At 34.3% G+C, this 16,831-nt stretch carries 15 protein-coding genes, 1 pseudogene and 1 riboswitch; of the genes and pseudogenes, 15 read left to right on the top strand and 1 reads right to left on the bottom strand.

Annotated features, from left to right (window positions below; all coding sequences use genetic code 11):
- Positions 1 to 7 precede the first annotated feature (7 nt).
- The gene (gene larA, locus ACJAX4_RS07810; protein WP_435788897.1) at positions 8 to 1,282 is read left to right on the top strand and encodes a nickel-dependent lactate racemase; all 1,275 of its coding nucleotides are present in this window, start codon (positions 8 to 10) and stop codon (positions 1,280 to 1,282) included.
- A 101-nt stretch (positions 1,283 to 1,383) separates the two neighbouring features.
- On the opposite strand, the gene ACJAX4_RS07815 is transcribed toward larA, so the two are convergent.
- Positions 1,384 to 2,457: an XdhC family protein gene (locus ACJAX4_RS07815; protein WP_435788898.1), complete on the bottom strand. Its 1,074-nt coding sequence runs from the start codon at positions 2,455 to 2,457 to the stop codon at positions 1,384 to 1,386.
- A 187-nt stretch (positions 2,458 to 2,644) separates the two neighbouring features.
- Between ACJAX4_RS07815 and modA the strand changes: the two genes are divergently transcribed.
- The 14 genes and pseudogenes from modA to ACJAX4_RS07885 form a co-directional block, all read left to right on the top strand.
- Positions 2,645 to 3,457: a molybdate ABC transporter substrate-binding protein gene (gene modA, locus ACJAX4_RS07820; RefSeq protein WP_435788899.1), complete on the top strand. Its 813-nt coding sequence runs from the start codon at positions 2,645 to 2,647 to the stop codon at positions 3,455 to 3,457.
- A 16-nt stretch (positions 3,458 to 3,473) separates the two neighbouring features.
- Positions 3,474 to 4,157 (top strand): molybdate ABC transporter permease subunit, encoded by a 684-nt coding sequence (modB, locus tag ACJAX4_RS07825; RefSeq protein ID WP_435788900.1) that lies wholly within the window; start codon positions 3,474 to 3,476, stop codon positions 4,155 to 4,157.
- 2 nt (positions 4,158 to 4,159) lie between these two features.
- Entirely contained in the window at positions 4,160 to 5,242 is a 1,083-nt protein-coding gene (locus ACJAX4_RS07830) for a sulfate/molybdate ABC transporter ATP-binding protein (protein WP_435788901.1), read from the top strand.
- Positions 5,243 to 5,665: 423 nt separating this feature from the next.
- Positions 5,666 to 6,816, top strand: a pseudogene (locus ACJAX4_RS07835) (iron-containing alcohol dehydrogenase).
- A gap of 133 nt (positions 6,817 to 6,949) precedes the next feature.
- Positions 6,950 to 7,065, top strand: a riboswitch (molybdenum cofactor riboswitch).
- A gap of 101 nt (positions 7,066 to 7,166) precedes the next feature.
- Positions 7,167 to 7,949, top strand: coding sequence for a substrate-binding domain-containing protein (locus tag ACJAX4_RS07840; protein ID WP_435788911.1), 783 nt, complete (start codon positions 7,167 to 7,169; stop codon positions 7,947 to 7,949).
- Positions 7,950 to 7,957: 8 nt separating this feature from the next.
- A complete protein-coding gene (locus ACJAX4_RS07845) occupies positions 7,958 to 8,608 on the top strand; it encodes an ABC transporter permease (protein WP_435788902.1) in 651 nt (216 codons plus the stop codon).
- Between the two features lie 10 nt (positions 8,609 to 8,618).
- Positions 8,619 to 9,317: an ATP-binding cassette domain-containing protein gene (locus tag ACJAX4_RS07850; protein ID WP_435788903.1), complete on the top strand. Its 699-nt coding sequence runs from the start codon at positions 8,619 to 8,621 to the stop codon at positions 9,315 to 9,317.
- A gap of 5 nt (positions 9,318 to 9,322) precedes the next feature.
- Positions 9,323 to 9,814, top strand: coding sequence for a MogA/MoaB family molybdenum cofactor biosynthesis protein (locus tag ACJAX4_RS07855; protein WP_435788904.1), 492 nt, complete (start codon positions 9,323 to 9,325; stop codon positions 9,812 to 9,814).
- Between the two features lie 79 nt (positions 9,815 to 9,893).
- A complete protein-coding gene (locus ACJAX4_RS07860) occupies positions 9,894 to 11,117 on the top strand; it encodes a molybdopterin molybdotransferase MoeA (RefSeq protein ID WP_435788905.1) in 1,224 nt (407 codons plus the stop codon).
- Between the two features lie 36 nt (positions 11,118 to 11,153).
- Complete coding sequence (locus ACJAX4_RS07865) at positions 11,154 to 13,061, top strand: molybdopterin biosynthesis protein (protein ID WP_435788906.1); 1,908 nt, start codon at positions 11,154 to 11,156, stop codon at positions 13,059 to 13,061.
- Between the two features lie 11 nt (positions 13,062 to 13,072).
- Positions 13,073 to 14,032 (top strand): GTP 3',8-cyclase MoaA, encoded by a 960-nt coding sequence (gene moaA / locus ACJAX4_RS07870; protein ID WP_435788907.1) that lies wholly within the window; start codon positions 13,073 to 13,075, stop codon positions 14,030 to 14,032.
- A 22-nt stretch (positions 14,033 to 14,054) separates the two neighbouring features.
- Positions 14,055 to 14,534 (top strand): cyclic pyranopterin monophosphate synthase MoaC, encoded by a 480-nt coding sequence (moaC, locus tag ACJAX4_RS07875; RefSeq protein ID WP_435788908.1) that lies wholly within the window; start codon positions 14,055 to 14,057, stop codon positions 14,532 to 14,534.
- The gene (locus tag ACJAX4_RS07880) at positions 14,534 to 14,968 is read left to right on the top strand and encodes an MOSC domain-containing protein (protein ID WP_435788909.1); all 435 of its coding nucleotides are present in this window, start codon (positions 14,534 to 14,536) and stop codon (positions 14,966 to 14,968) included. Before moaC ends, ACJAX4_RS07880 begins: the two co-directional genes overlap by 1 nt.
- Before the next feature lie 3 nt (positions 14,969 to 14,971).
- On the top strand, positions 14,972 to 16,831 hold a 1,860-nt coding region (locus ACJAX4_RS07885), incomplete at its 3' end, for a sigma-54-dependent Fis family transcriptional regulator (RefSeq protein WP_435788910.1).

A 16,831-nucleotide genomic window follows, 5' to 3' on the forward strand; every position in this document is an offset into this window, starting at 1 on the left:
AATATTTATGACTAAAATAAAAATACCATATTCTAAACGGTTTTTAGAAATTGAAATACCAGATAAAAATTTGGTATCAATACTCGAATCGAAAGCCCATGCATATAGTGCAGAAGGCACTCAGGAGGAAATAGTAAATAAGGCACTGGATAGTCCTATTGGAAGTCCAAAGCTTGAAGAGCTAGTTAAGGGTAAAAGAAACATGGTATTAATAACTAGTGACCACACAAGACCAGTACCTAGTAAAGTAACACTTCCAATACTTCTTAGCAGAATTAGATGTGTAAATCCAGGAATTAAAATAACAATATTAATTGCTACTGGTTTTCATAGGCCTACTACAAAGGAAGAAATGATAAGTAAATTTGGTCAGAAAATTGTAGATAATGAAGTTATAATAAATCATGTATCAGAGGATTATAGCAGTATGATAAGTGTAGGAACTCTCCCCTCGGGCGGAGAATTACTTTTAAACAAACTAGCAATGGAAACAGAACTTTTAATTTCAGAAGGGTTTATAGAGCCGCACTTCTTTGCAGGATTTTCTGGTGGGCGTAAGAGTGTTCTACCAGGAGTAGCATCAGCAAAAACAGTTATGGCAAATCATTGCTCTGAATTTATTGCGAGCGAATATGCTCGCTCTGGGGTTCTTGAAAATAATCCGATTCATAGAGATATGTTATACGCTGCTAAAAAGGCGAAGCTCGCTTTCATATTAAATGTTGTTATTGATAGTGAAAAGAATGTTATAAATGCATTTGCAGGAGATAGTGAACTTGCACATGCTAGCGGATGTGAATTTGTGATGGAACTTGCTTCTGTAAAAGCTGTTAAAGCAGATATTGCTATATCGACTAATGGCGGATATCCGCTAGATCAAAATATATATCAGTCTGTAAAAGGGATGACTGCAGCAGAGGCAACTTGCAAGGAAAATGCAGTAATAATTATGGTGTCTGCTTGTAATGATGGACATGGTGGTCAGTCCTTCTATGACAATATTGCAAATGCAAGTAGTCCAAGAGAAGTTCTTGATAGGGTAATTAAAGTAGGAAGAAATGAGACTGCACCAGATCAGTGGGAATTTCAGATACTTGCGCGGATACTTGATAAGTTTATAGTGATTTTTGTTACAGATATGTGTGATCCCGAAATGATAAAGAAAATGCATATGCAACATGCGTTTACCTTTGAAGAAGCACTTGAAAGAGCTTTGGAGATTAAGGGACGAGATGCAACAATAACAGTAATTCCAGATGGAGTTTCAGTTGTGGTAAGATAGTGTGAAAATCTTGCAAATAAAATAAAAATAAAGTGAATGAGAGGATTTCCTCACATTCACTTTATCTTTATTAAAAATAAACCTAAATTAAATCATTATTATCAAAATGATTCAATTATTACGTCCATGATTCCTCCACATACCATGCCTTCATCTTCAGCAATGTTACCGGTCATGTCTATGGTTTGAAGTTTGTATCCTCCATTTTTCAGTAAATCACGAGCAGTATTGATTACCTCGCCTTCACTACAGCCCCCTCCGATACTACCTAAAATCTTCCCGTAAGGCCATACAAGCATTTTAGCTCCTGCGTTTCTTGGAACTGAACCTTTTGTAGAAATAATTGTTATAATTGCTTTTGGAGAATCCTCTTCTTTACATAAATCTAATAATACATCATGGTCAAATTCGGGCCAATTGGTTTTAGAAGGTTTAGTAATAATATTTTTTATAGCACCTAGTCTTCTATAGCTTATTACCTCCGCCATAATTGAAAATGCTATTTCATCTGGTGTAACGGCACCTATTTCAAGGCCAATAGGGGCGTTTACTTTGTTTAATTCTTCTTTAGGATACCCTTCACTAGTCATTTGCTCCATAACACCTTTAACTCTGCGTTTTGAGCCAATCATTCCAATATATGCAGTATTATGGTTTAGAACTTGTCTAAGGCAATCCATATCATGTCTATGACCTCTAGTTACAATAACAACGTAGGCAGATTTGTTTAAATTAATTAAATCGAAACAGTGATCAAAGTTCTCACAAATCACCTTTTTAGCAGTTGGAAAACGCATTCTATTAGCAAAGGATGGTCTGTCATCGATAACTGTAACTGAAAAACCTGCCTTTGAAGCAAATTCAGCTAAGGGCTTAGCAATATGTCCACCACCTAAAATTATTAATCTTGGTTCAGGAAAATATGGTTCAATTAAATATTTTTCATTTTCAGAAGTTTCAACAAATTGAAGAATTCCTGTTTCTAAAGAATATTTAGCCTTTTGGTAAAGTAAATCATCTAAATCATATATGTGAGCGTTCAGATTTTCTTCAGTATAAAGTGTTTTGTTCTGTAGATTATTTTCACGATTTTTGGTGGAAAGTATTGTAATAATTACAGCATTTTTGCCAGCGTCAACTTCCTCTAGTAAATCTTTATATGTATCTATATTCATATGTTAAATCCTCCTTGTACAATTAGTCTATTTATTTAATTATTTTATTCTAATTGTATCAATAATTTCTAAAAATTTAAACAATAATAAATCTACATTTATTGACTTTTGAGATGATTTAAGTATAAAATATAATTAAAATATGGATTATTGACCATAAGGTTATAGTATATAGGAGGAATAAAAAATGAAAAATAAGGTGAATTCACTAATACTTAGGTTATTAGTTATCATTATGTTATTAATGACTGGTTGCAGTAAGGTGACTAAACCTTCTGAAGCAGTAGATACTCAAACACCAGTAACATTGACGATTTCTGCGGCTGCAAGTTTAACAGAGGTTATGGCTGAAATAAAAACCATTTATAAAGTAGAAAAACCTAATGTTACATTAAATTATAATATTGCTGGGTCAGGGACACTTCAGAAACAAATAGAACAAGGTGCCGATGTGGATCTGTTTTTTTCTGCGGGTACAAAACAGATGGTTGCACTAAAGGAAAAAGGACTACTAATGGACGATACCAATGTGAACTTAGTAGGAAATAGTGTAGTGCTTATAGTTAAGAGTGATTCTATACTTAATATTAGTGATTTCAAGGATGCAGCAGATGACAAAGTTGAAAAAATTGCTTTAGGAGAGCCAAAAACAGTTCCTGTAGGTCAATACTCAGAAGAAGTATTTAAATCATTAAATATTCTTGACAAAGTTAAGTCAAAAGCGGTTTACGCAAAAGATGTTAAGGAGGTTTTGACTTGGGTCGAAACCGGAAATGTAGATACGGGAGTAGTATATGGTACTGATGCTAAAACTTCTGATAAAGTAAAGGTAGCTTCTATTGCTGGTGATGATTTATACAAAACTCCAGTGGTTTATCCAGCAGCTGTAATTAAAGCTAGTAAAAATGTAGAGGGTACTAAGATATTTTTAAAATTTTTATCGAGTGATAAAGCAAAAGAAATTTTTATAAAGTATGGTTTTGATTCTCTTTTAAAATAGTTAGGAGTTGAATAGTATGTCAGAATTTTCACCATTGTGGATTTCCCTAAAAACAGCTTTTACAGCCACTTTTATAGTTTTTTTTATCGGAATTTACGCAGCCTGGTTTATGGCTAGCTACAAAGGACGCGCCAGAGGAATCCTAGACGGAATTCTGACATTACCGATGGTACTTCCTCCAACAGTTTTGGGTTTTATATTACTTATAATAATAGGGAAGAATTTTCCTATTGGTAAATTCCTTAATGGATTTGGAATTACATTAATATTCACATGGGCTGCTACAGTTATAGCTGCAACTGTAGTTGCTTTTCCGCTAATGTATAGGACGTGTGTAGGGGCTTTTCGTCAAATTGATGTTAATGTTCTTAATGCTGCTAGAACTCTTGGAGCGTCTGAGTGGAAAATATTTTGGACGGTAGCAGTTCCGATGGCTTGGCCTGGAATTGCGGCTGGTACAGTATTATCCTTTGCAAGGGCTTTAGGAGAATTTGGAGCTACAATGATGATTGCTGGTAGCATTCCTGGTAAAACGGAGACCATTCCTATTGCAATATATTTTGCTGTGATAGCTGGAGAAAACGGTAATGCTGTCAAATGGGTTATACTAATATTTATAATATCATTAACAGTCATGGTAGCTAGTGATAAATGGGCTGAAAAGCAATCCTTTTTAGTCTCTTCTGCAAGGAGGAAATGATCGTGGGACTCGAAGTACATATTGAAAAGAAATTACCCGGCTTTGAGCTTAAAGTTGATTTTAAAGCGGATAATGATATTTTAGGATTTTTAGGCGCATCTGGATCAGGGAAAAGTATGACACTAAGTTGTATAGCAGGAATTGTTACCCCGGATAGAGGTAAAATAGTATTAAACGGTCGAGTGTTATTTGATTCGCAAAATAATATTGATATTCCCATTAGAGAAAGGAAAGTAGGTTTTCTTTTTCAGAACTATGCGTTATTTCCTAATATGACGGTAGAGCAAAACATTGCTTTCGGACTGTCTAAAGATATTTCTAAAGATGATAGGACTTATAAAATTAATAAGAAAATTCTAGATTTACAACTAAGTGGTATGGAAAAAAGATTTCCATATGAGTTATCAGGTGGACAAAAGCAAAGGGTCGCACTTGCAAGAGCTCTCGTTGTTGAACCTGAAATATTACTGCTTGATGAACCTTTTTCGGCACTGGACGAGCATCTTAAAAATACTATGGTTATGCAACTTAAAGAGGATCTTTTAGAATTCAAGGGTACTTCAATTTTTGTAACACATAACATGGAAGAAGCATATCAGTTATGTAATAACATAGTAATTATAGAGGAGGGAAGTATTGATGCTATTGGGCATAAAGATGTTATATTCGATACACCACCAACACTTTGTGCTATGAAACTTACAGGTTGTAAAAATATTTCAAAAGCTAGGAAAGTGGGAAATTCTATATTAGAAGCTATTAACTGGGGATGTAGAATTACTTTTAACTATGAAATTGAGGATAACATTACAGCTATCGGAATCAGATCTCATTATATAGAAATTGATGATGATGATGAGGATATAAATACTTTCAACTGCTGGGTTGTTTTTACTAGTGAGACTTTATTTAGAACACAAGCATATCTTAAATTCACGAAGCCTATAGAAGATGAAAAAGATTATCAAATAATGTGGGATATGTCTAAGGAAGAATGGGATTTAGTTAAAAACAAACCTCTTCCATTAAAAATAATAATAAGATCTGAGAAATTAATTTGTATTAAAAATAAACTAGCTGAGTAATTTTAGCTAGTTTATTTACTTGATATTAAAATAACATATGTGATTAATATGTATTGTATTAAATTATTAACACAATCATAATATACTGAACTTTATAATTTTAATAAAAAAATGACCTTATTTTTATTTGGTTATAGATAATCTATTTTTATTTAGGTTAAATCGATGTACTATTGATCATATTCTTAAATAATATTAAAATAATGAGTATTTATCATAAGAATATAAACTATCTAATAACAATTACTTTATCAATATGTATAATTATTCATAAATAGTCTTGTAATTTTAAAGTTTCTTATCTATACTGTGAACATATGATAAAACGTAATATCGTAATAAAGCAATAATACGATAGTTAAAAATGAATAAGCATTAAATTCTAAAATGTATTTAATGTAATAAAAAAAGGATGTGCTGTAAATGTCAATAAACACTTATTTTATCCCAACAGTAAACTCAATTGGTCAAGGTTCTGTTAATGAGGTTGGAGGTCATATTAAATCATTAGGTGGTAACAAAGTATTAATTGTTACAGATGCAATGTTAGTTAAATTAGGTATGGCAGAAAAGGTAAAAGGTATATTAGTAGAAGCTGGTCTAGAAGTAGTAGTTTTTGATGGTGCTCAGCCAAACCCAACTGACCTAAATGTAGAGGCGGCTGTTAAAATGTGGAAAGAAAATTCCTGTGATGCAATAGTATCATTAGGTGGAGGATCTTCTCATGATTGTGCTAAAGGTCTTGGACTTATAGCTGCTAATGGTGGCAATATTAAGGACTATGAGGGTGTAGATAAATCAACAAAGCAATTTCCACCTTTTGTTGCAGTTAATACTACTGCAGGTACTGGATCAGAGATGACTCGTTTTTGTATAATTACAAGTACTTCTCGTAAAGTTAAGATGGCTATAGTTGATTGGAGAGTAACACCAAATGTTTCGATTAATGATCCGGAACTCATGGTTGGTATGCCACCAGCACTTACTGCGGCAACTGGAATGGATGCCCTTACTCACTCTATAGAAGCCTATGTATCTAGTGCTGCAACTCCGCTTACAGATTCTGCTGCGTTAATGGCTATAAAACTTATAGCTGAATACCTGCCTAAAGCAGTTGCAAACGGTACTAATATGGTAGCAAGAGAAAAATGGCTTATGCTCAATTCTTAGGCGGTATGGCATTTAATAAAGCGAGCCTTGGATATGTACATGCTATGGCACATCAACTAGGCGGATTCTACAATCTACCTCATGGAGTATGCAATGCTGTTTTACTTCCTATAGTATCTAGGTTTAATATTTTAGCTAGTGCTGATAGATTCAAAGATATCGCTATTGCCATGGGGGAAAATGTAACTGGACTTTCTGTACATGATGCTGCTTTGGTTGCAATTAAATCAATTGAAACATTATCACAATGCGTAGGTATTCCTAGAGGACTTACAGAGCTCGGTGTTAAAGAAGAAGATTTTGAAGTAATGGCAACAAACGCTAAAGCTGATGCGTGTCAATTTACAAATCCACGTCTTGCTACGCTAGAAAAAGTAATTGAACTTTTCAGGCAAGCATTGTAATCTTAGCTTGTAAGCTTGTGGTTTAGATGGTACGAAATATTATATATTAATAGTATTAGGGGCTTATGCCCCTTTCTACTTTTATCATTTTATGTTATATTGTGGGTACATACAAATATTCTAAATTTTAAATAAATAATCTATTCTCCGAGTCATATTTCCTAAGGGTTTCTATGGAATTATGACCGTTAGGGTTAAATTGGAAACGATTTAGCCTTCCATTTGAAAAGGGGGATGCTTAATTGTCATTCTCTTTTATATATAAAAAATATAAGGGGGTTTTTTTTGTGTTAAAATTAAAAGGTAAAGGTAGGTTCAAGGAGATATTGGTAATATCACTTTGTATTGTTATGGTTTTTGCTATAACTGCATGTTCGAGTAAAGAGAGGACCATGATTCTTGCAACCACAACAAGTACTCAGGATTCAGGACTTTTGGATTATTTACTACCAGTATTTGAAAAAGACACAGGAATTAAAGTTAAGGTTCTGGCTAAAGGAACAGGAGAAGCAATAGAGGTTGCCAAGCGTGGAGACGCGGATGGACTACTTGTGCATGCAAAGTCGCAAGAAGTTAAATTCCTTGATGAAGGATTTGGGACTGAAAGACTTGAGGTTATGTATAATGATTTTGTAATAGTAGGACCAAAAGATGATCCTGCAAAGCTTAAAGAAAAAGCTCCAAAAGATGGAGTAGAGGCACTTAAGTTAATTAGTAGCAGTGAGGCAAACTTTGTATCTAGAGGAGACAACTCAGGTACTAATACAAAAGAACTCACTATATGGAAGGATGCAGGAATAACACCTACTGGGGAATGGTATATATCAGCAGGAAAAGGAATGGGCGCAGTACTTACAATGGCATCTGAGAAAAAAGCTTATACTTTGACTGACAGAGCTACATATTTAAATATGAAGGATACGTTAGATTTAGATATTGTTACTGAAAAGGGAAGTCAATTCTTAAATCAGTACGCATTAATAAGACTGGACCCAAGTAAGAATGAAATTAAATCTGAAGAAGCAGATGAATTTATTGATTGGATGATGTCTAATGAAGGACAGAAGCTTATAGGTGAATATGGCAAGGAGAAATATGGCATGCCTTTATTTACACCTAATGCTAAAAAATAGGTGATGCAATGAGCTATTATGAAGAGGTTATACACATAGTTTTATTATCCCTGTTTGTTTCGATTGCATCAACATTAATAGCGTCGTTGGCAGGTATGATACTAGCAATACCTATTGCTTTGAAAGATTTTAAATTAAAAAAATATATTATAAGATTATCGGAAACTTCTATGAGTATTCCTCCAGTTCTAATGGGACTGGTGGTTTATCTATTACTTTCCAGGAAGGGACCTTTAGGGGAACTTAAACTGTTGTTTACCCCCGCTGCGATGATTATAGCCCAGAGTCTGCTGGTATTTCCAATAGTATTTGGACTTACTGTTTCAGCTGTAGGAGGTCGCGCTAGGGAAATCAAGAAAAATTGTATTGCTCTAGGTGCAGGAAGCCCTGATACTTTAATTTTAATCATAAAGGAATGCAAAGTTCAACTCTTTTCTGTGGTTGCGGCTGGTTTTGGAAGGGCAATTTCTGAGGTTGGTGCAGTGATGATGGTAGGAGGAAATATCAAAGGTGACACAAGGGTAATGACCACGTATATAGCACTCGAAACAGGTCAAGGTAAATTTGATGAGGCCATTACAATAGGAGTCATATTACTTATTGTCGCTTTTATGGTTAACTTTATTTTGCATGGGCTTAGTAAGATAGATGAAAAATAGGTGGTAATGTATGAATATTAGAGTGGTAGACGTAAATAAAGAGTACAATGGAAAAGAAGTATTATATATAGATGAGCTAAATTTTGAAGAGGGTTACGTATATGCATTATTAGGCTTAAATGGTAGTGGAAAGACTACTCTCTTACAATGTGTTTCAGGCCTTGACGCATTTACAAGGGGAACCGTATTATACGACAATTGTAAGTTTAATGAGTTTATAAAAAGAGATATATCTGTTATGCTTCAAAGTCCTTATTTATTTAATTTTTCAGTGTTTGAAAATATAATAATGGGATTAAAATTCAGAAAATCCGATAAAAAAGTAATTGAGAAGAAACTTTCGAGCTATCTTCCTTACTTCAACATAGATGACCTGCTTAATAAGAATACTAGAGAGTTATCTGGTGGAGAACAGGCAAAGGTGTCACTACTTAGAACAGCTATTTTGGAAACACAGATGACTTTTTTGGATGAACCTACTGCAAGTATGGATATTGAAAGTACACTGAGGGCCGAAAAACTCATAAGAACTATGGCGAAAGGAAAGAGAAGTGTTGTTTTAGTCACTCATGATTTAATGCAAGCAGAGAGGGTAGCGGATTTTGTTGTTTTTTTAGATAAGGGAAAGATTATTGAACAAGGCGAAAAACATAAAGTTCTTAATTTTCCGGAGCATAAATTGTTAAAACAGATTTTGAAGAGGAGTTGATGAATATGATAAAGACTGCAATACTTACAATGAGTGATAAAGGCTCTAGAGGGGAAAGAATTGATGGGACAGGTCCTGCCATAAGGAGCGAATTAGAAGGAAAAGGATTTATTATAAGTTACTATAAAATGATTTCTGATGAACAAAAGGAAATAGAACAAGAACTTATTTATTTATGTGATGAGCTTAAGGTTGATTTAATTTTAACTAATGGTGGAACTGGTTTTTCAGAAAGAGATGTTACTCCTGAGGCAACACAAAATGTAATAGAGAAATATGTTCCAGGTTTTGGAGAAGCTATGAGAATGAAATCCCTTGCGATTACATCAAAAGCAATGCTCTCAAGAAGCATCGCAGGAATTAGAGGGAAAACCTTAATCATTAATCTTCCCGGAAGTCCTAAGGCGGCAGTAGAAAATCTTGGATTTATAATGGATGCAATTCCACATGGTATTGATATACTGCAAGGAGATGCCAGCGAGTGCGCAACAAAGTAGCGAGCGCTAAAGGTAGCGTGTGTTACAGGTCTAGTAATACTTATTATATATAAGACGACTTTTTTTAGGAGGAATAAGCATGGAACTTTTTAATGTAGTATCCGTAGAGAAAGCTAAAGAAATTATAGATAACTCATTTAATTATAAATTTGAATATGAAAAGGTTAACATCATGAAAAGCGTTTCTAGAATATGTTTTGAAGATATAAAAGCAGAATGTAATATACCAGAATTCAAAAGGTCAACAGTAGATGGCTTTGCAGTTTGTTCAAGAGATGTACATGGGGCTAGTGAAGGAATTCCATCTATGCTCCAGCTAAAGGGTGAAATATTTATGGGCGAGGTTCCACCATCAGATATCGAAGGGGGAGAATGTTTATACATACCAACGGGCGGAATGCTCCCTAAAAATGCAGATAGTGTAGTAATGGTGGAGTACAGCCATAAGTTAGATGAAAATAATGTTATGATTTATTCACCAGTGGCCTTTGGAGAGAATGTAATACAGGTGGGAGAAGATATAAGTTCTGAGGATGTTGTTATTAAAAAAGGAGATAGGTTAAGACCCTATGAGATAGGTGTCCTTGCAAGTATCGGAATTAGCGAAATAACAGTATATAAAGTACCAAGAGTTGCTATTATTTCAACAGGTGATGAGGTAGTTCCTTGTGATGATAAGCCAAAACTAGGTGAAGTTCGAGACATAAATACCTACCTTCTATGGTCGTTACTTAAAGAAGATGGAATTGAGCCAGTAAGTTATGGAATTATAAAAGACGATTATGATTTATTGAAGTTTACAGTTGACAAGGCATTCGAAGAGTGTGATTTAGTACTAATTTCAGGAGGTAGCTCTGTAGGCAAAAAGGACCAAACCTTAAAGGTAATAGAATCTTACGGAGATGGAGAAGTTTTGGTACATGGTATAGCAGTAAAGCCTGGTAAACCAACAATAATTGGGAAACATAAAGAAAAAATAATATTTGGACTTCCAGGGCACCCTCTTGCATGTTCTATAATATACAAAATACTTGTTAAAAATTACTTATATAGTTTAATGTCCTATACAGATAAAAGCTACGGAACTAGCGCTATTATGAGCATAAATTATCATAAAGCTAAAGGGCGAGAAGAGTATTTACCTGTAGAGCTTGAAACTTCAAATGATAAGATTATTGCGAAACCTGTTTTTGGTAAATCAGGGATAATAACAGCATTTTCAAAGGCTTGGGGTTATATTAAAATAGAAAAAAATGTTGAAGGTTTAAAGGAAGGGCAGTTAGTTAAAGTATATAGATTATAAAATATCATAAATTAAGTGGCAAAGGGGATGAGAGTATTGGCTCAAGAAGTTTTTCTATCAAATATGGATTTGAATGATGCAGTTAAATTATATTTTAATAAGTTATTGGGGATTAAGGGTAAAATAGAAAGTGTAGTAACCTATGAAGCAGCAGGAAGAGTGTCTTACTCACCAATTTATGCAAAAATATCCTCACCTTTTTATAACAGTTCAGCTATGGATGGCATTGCTACCATAAGCACAAAAACCTTTGGGGCATCAGATAGAAGCCATATTGAGATTCAAGAAGGAATTGATTATATAGTAGTGGATACTGGGGACCCAATACCAAAAGAATATGACTGCGTAATTATGGTAGAGGATTTAATAAACGTAGCTAAGGGAAAAGTGGCCATTTATAAGAGTGCTGCTCCATTTCAAAATATTAGAACTATTGGGGAAGATATTGTTGAAACTCAGCTTATTATTCCATCAAAGCACTTAATAAGACCAGTTGATATAGGATCTATAATAGCAGGTGGGGTAAATGAGATTCAGGTGTATAAAAAACCAGTTGTTGGAATAATCCCAACTGGAACAGAGATGGTTGAGCCAGGAGGAGAACTTAAAGTTGGAGATATTATTGAGTTTAACTCAAGGGTGTTCTCAGCGCAGGTAAAGCTGTGGGGAGGATTGCCTGTAAGATTGGATATAGTAAAAGATGATTATAAGCTTATTAAAGAGGCGGTAAAAAATGCAGTAGAGAAGTGTGATATTGTACTTATAAATGCCGGTTCCTCAGCAGGTAGAGAGGATTTTACTTGTAAGGTAATAGAGGAACTAGGTGAAGTTTGTGTACATGGGGTAGCTATAAAGCCAGGTAAACCCGTTATTCTTGGAAGTATAAGTGGGAAACCTGTAGTTGGTATACCGGGATTTCCTGTATCCGCATATTTCGTAATGGAGAATATTTGTAAGAAAATAGTTCATACTTATCTGGGGATTAGTATTGAAGTAGAAAAAACTGTTGAGGCTGTACTTACAAGGCGAACTATGTCAACTTTAAAATATTTAGAATTTGTAAGAGTTAAGCTTGGCTTTATTTCTGGGAAATATATTGCAACACCTATAAGTCGGGGAGCGGGAACAACAATGTCTTTAGTTAGGGCAGATGGTGTACTTGAAATTCCACAAAACATAGAGGGATATGAAGTTGGAAAAAAGGTTAAGGTGAAGCTTTTAAGAAGCCAGGAAGAAATTAAAAATACACTTGTATGTGTTGGAAGCCATGATCCGATAGTAGATATAGCATCAGATCTATTTCATATAAAAAATGAAAAGTATTTTTTATCCTCTGCGCATGTGGGAAGTATGGGAGGAATAATGGCTCTGATTTCCTCAGAGACCCATATAGCACCTATTCATTTATTAGATATGGAAAATGGTAGCTATAATGTCTTTTATCTTAACAAGTATTTGGGTGATAAACCAATGGCATTAATCAAAGGAGTCAAAAGAATCCAGGGAATTATAGTCCCGAAAGGGAATCCATTAGATATTAAATCGCTAACAGATATAGTTACAAAGGGGAGAAGATTCGTTAATAGGCAAAGAGGCTCAGGTACAAGGTTATTTTTAGATTATAACTTGAAAAAACTAGAGTTAGATTCTAAAAATATATCTGGTTATGAAAGAGAAGAATTTACACATATTGCCGTAGCAGCTGTAATAGCCGCAGGAGATGCAGATTGTGGCCTAGGAGTTTATTCCGCGGCGAAACTCATGGGATTAGATTTTATACCCCTTGGAAATGAGGAATATGATTTTGCTGTGCCTGTGGAGTTTTTAGATATGGATATGATAAAAGAATTTATTAAAACAATTAAAACTGATGAATTTAAAGCGGAACTTGATAAACTTTCTGGCTATGATTACACAGATATAGGGGAAATAATTGAATTATAGGAGGTGTTTTTATGAGAGATAACTATGGAAGGAACATTAATTATCTAAGGATATCAGTAACGGATAGATGTAATTTAAGATGTATATACTGCATGCCAGAGCAGGGAATTGAAAGTTTAAGTCATGATGATATTTTACGTTTTGAAGATACTTTGAAAATCATAAAGGCAGGCGCTTCCCTTGGTATTAATAAAATCAGATTTACTGGTGGCGAACCCTTAGTAATGAAAGATATAGACAAACTTATATATGAAACTTCTAAAATATCAGGCATAGATGACATTTCCATAACTACAAATGGTATTTTACTTTCTGACGTGGCTGCGGATTTAAAGAAGGCTGGACTTAATAGAGTTAACATTAGTCTGGATACTTTGAATACTGATAAATTTAGAAGTATTACAAGAGTTGGTAATTTAGATAAAGTAATGGAAAGTATATATAAGTGTTTAAGCATTGGGTTAACCCCTATAAAAATAAATACAGTATTACTTAGAGGCATTAATGATTCAGAGTTTGTAGATTTTTTAAACTTAATTCGTGAAATACCAGTAGAAATAAGGTTTATAGAACTTATGCCTATAGGTGAAGGTGCTAAGATGTACGAGAAAAACAAATTGAGTTTTATGGAGTTACTAGCAGTGCATCCTGAATTAACCCAAATACAAACGCCAAAAAGTAGCACCGCACAGTTGTACAAGCTAGAAGGAGCAAAAGGAAAGATTGGATTTATTAGCCCTGTAAGCTGCAAATTCTGTTCTGATTGTAATAAAATAAGACTTACGTCTACTGGAACCATTAAGCCTTGTCTCCATTCCAAGGAAGAAATAAGCCTAAGGAAATACTTGAATGACGAAGATGGGCTAACAGCGGCATTAAAATCAGCTATTTATAACAAACCGCTTGAGCATCATTTACAGGAGGAAAGTGTTAGTAGAAGTATTAAGGTAATGTCTCAGATAGGCGGTTAATAAACACAAAAGGAGATAAAAAATGGAACTTACCCACATAAATGAAGAAGGAAGAGCTAAAATGGTGGATGTATCTGAGAAGTGTGACACTGTACGCGTAGCTGTAGCGGTTGGATCAATATCAATGAAAAAGGAAACTTTGGAAAGAATAAAAGAAGGAACTATTTCAAAAGGTGATGTACTAGCTGTAGCCCAAGTAGGCGGAATTATGGGTGCCAAAAGCACTTCTCAAATAATACCAATGTGCCATGCAATAATGATATCTGGTTGTGACATTAGCTTTAAAATTGATATAGAAAACACTAAAATTGAAATAACTGCAACCACAAAGACTGTAGGAAAAACAGGCATTGAAATGGAAGCACTAACTGCGGTATCAGTTGCGGCACTAACTATTTATGATATGTGTAAGGCAATAGATAGGGAAATGGTTATAAATACTATTATGCTCTTAAAAAAAGCTGGTGGAAAATCAGGAACATTTGAAAGGAAGGGATTGTAATGGCAAAGGTTAATGCTGTAAATATAAGTGAGAAAAAAGGTGTGATAAAACACCCTATAGAGAAAGGTTTTTTTAAATTTAATCACGGACTCGAGGGAGACGCACATGCAGGAAAGTGGCATAGACAAGTGAGCTTTCTTGGGGAAGAGAGTATTGAAAAAATGAGAGCTACTGGAGTAGAAGGCTTATGTTCAGGAAACTTTGCTGAAAATATTACTACTGAGGGAATAGTTTTGTTTGAGCTTCCAATTGGAACTAAGCTTAGAGTGGGAGAGGTACTTTTCGAGGTAACACAGATAGGAAAAGAATGTCATAAAGGCTGTGAAATTATGAAGCTAGTTGGTGAGTGTATAATGCCCAAAGAAGGTATATTTGCTAGGGTACTCGAAGAGGGATATGTTAAAGGTGGAGATGAAATTTTAGTGGGGGAATAAGTTATGGATGAACACATCGAAGCGTCACACGATAGGTGTAAGACAATGGAATTACTACCTGGCAATTTATTTAGTACCAAAGTAATAGAAGGCGATGAATTACAGGAAACCTTAGAGAAAAACAGTGAACTTATATTAAATGCAGCTCCATTTATTAATCATTTATATGATTTCGTAAGAGGTTCTGAGTTTTTTGCATTACTGTGCGACGGCGATGGATGTATCTTAAACGTAGTTGGAGATGAAAATATATTATTAGAATCTTCTAAACTTAAAATGATTATTGGTGCATACATGGACGAAGCTCATATAGGGACCAATGCAATGAGCCTTGTAATAACTGAAGGACGACCTTCTCAGGTGTCTGGCAAGGAACATTTTATTAATGTATATCATAAATGGACATGTTCTGCTGCTCCAATTAAGGATGAGCTCGGTAACATAATTGGAATTATTAACTTAACTGGGTATATAGAAAATGTTAATCCTCATACCCTAGGTATGGTGGTTGCAGCAGCAAATGCTATTGAAAGAATGCTCCAAAACAATAAATATAATCAAATGATTGAAATTTGTAAAAAACGTTTAGAAACTACCTTTGATTCCATTTCCTCAGGAATTTTGACTTGTGATTTATGGGGGAACATTACAACAATGAATAAGCAGGTTGCTAATATGTTTGGGTATGACGCGCGTGAAATGAAAAGTATGAAAATACCTGATTTAATCTCTAGCTTTAATGAAGTAATAGAGCGGCTGAGGTCAAAGGGTACATTTATAGATGAGGATATATATGTAGATACGCCAGTGAATAAATTGCAATTTACTCTTACCGCATACCCGATTTATGGCCCAACTATGGATATTGAAGAAATAACACTTGTATTCTATGAATTAAAAAAGAGTAGGAAGCTTGCGGGGAGAATCTTAAGCGGGCAAGCAATATACACTTTTGACAAAATAATTGGGAAAAATGAAAAATTCCAAAAGCTCATTGAGTACTCAAAAAAGATAGCCGATAGTAAGTCTACAATATTAATTACCGGTGAAAGTGGAACAGGCAAAGAAGTCTTTGCTCAATCAATTCACAATCACAGTAACCGCAGTGAGGAGCCTTTTATAGCAGTAAACTGTGGTGCTATTCCAAGAACTTTAATAGAATCAGAACTTTTTGGTTATGAAGGTGGAGCTTTTACTGGTGCAAAAAAAGGCGGTAACGTAGGGAAATTTGAAATTGCAGATGGGGGTACAATTTTTCTAGATGAAATAGGAGAAATGCCTTCTGATATGCAGAACAAATTATTAAGAGTAATAGAAGAAGGCGTAGTAAATAGAATAGGAAGTTCAAAACAAATAAATATCGATGTAAGAATTATGGCAGCTACAAATAAGGATCTGAAACATGAGGTAGAAAGGGGCAATTTTAGAAAAGATCTTTATTATAGACTAAACGTTCTTCCGCTACAATTGCCACCACTTAGAGAACGTAGGGATGATATAGCACAACTGGTGAGTTATTATATGAGAAAGACATCTAAGAGACTTAATAAGCACAGTGTGGATATTTCCGGGGAATATATGGACTACCTTAAAAATTACGATTGGCCGGGAAATATAAGAGAACTTGAAAATGTAATTGAACGTATAGTTAATTCGGAAGTAATTCAGATGAATTTATTTAATGAAGTAGCTGAAAATCAAGAGAAATCCAACGATTCATATATTGGTATTACATTAGAGCAAATGGAAAAACATCATATAACTGAAGTTATTAAAGAAGTTAAAGGTAATATGAGTTTAGCTGCAAAAATATTAGATATTGCAAGAAGTTCCCTATATAGAAAGATAGAAAAATATAATATT

It is taken from the genome of Clostridium sp. (assembly GCF_051278035.1).
Lineage (GTDB): Bacteria > Bacillota > Clostridia > Clostridiales > Clostridiaceae > Clostridium_AD.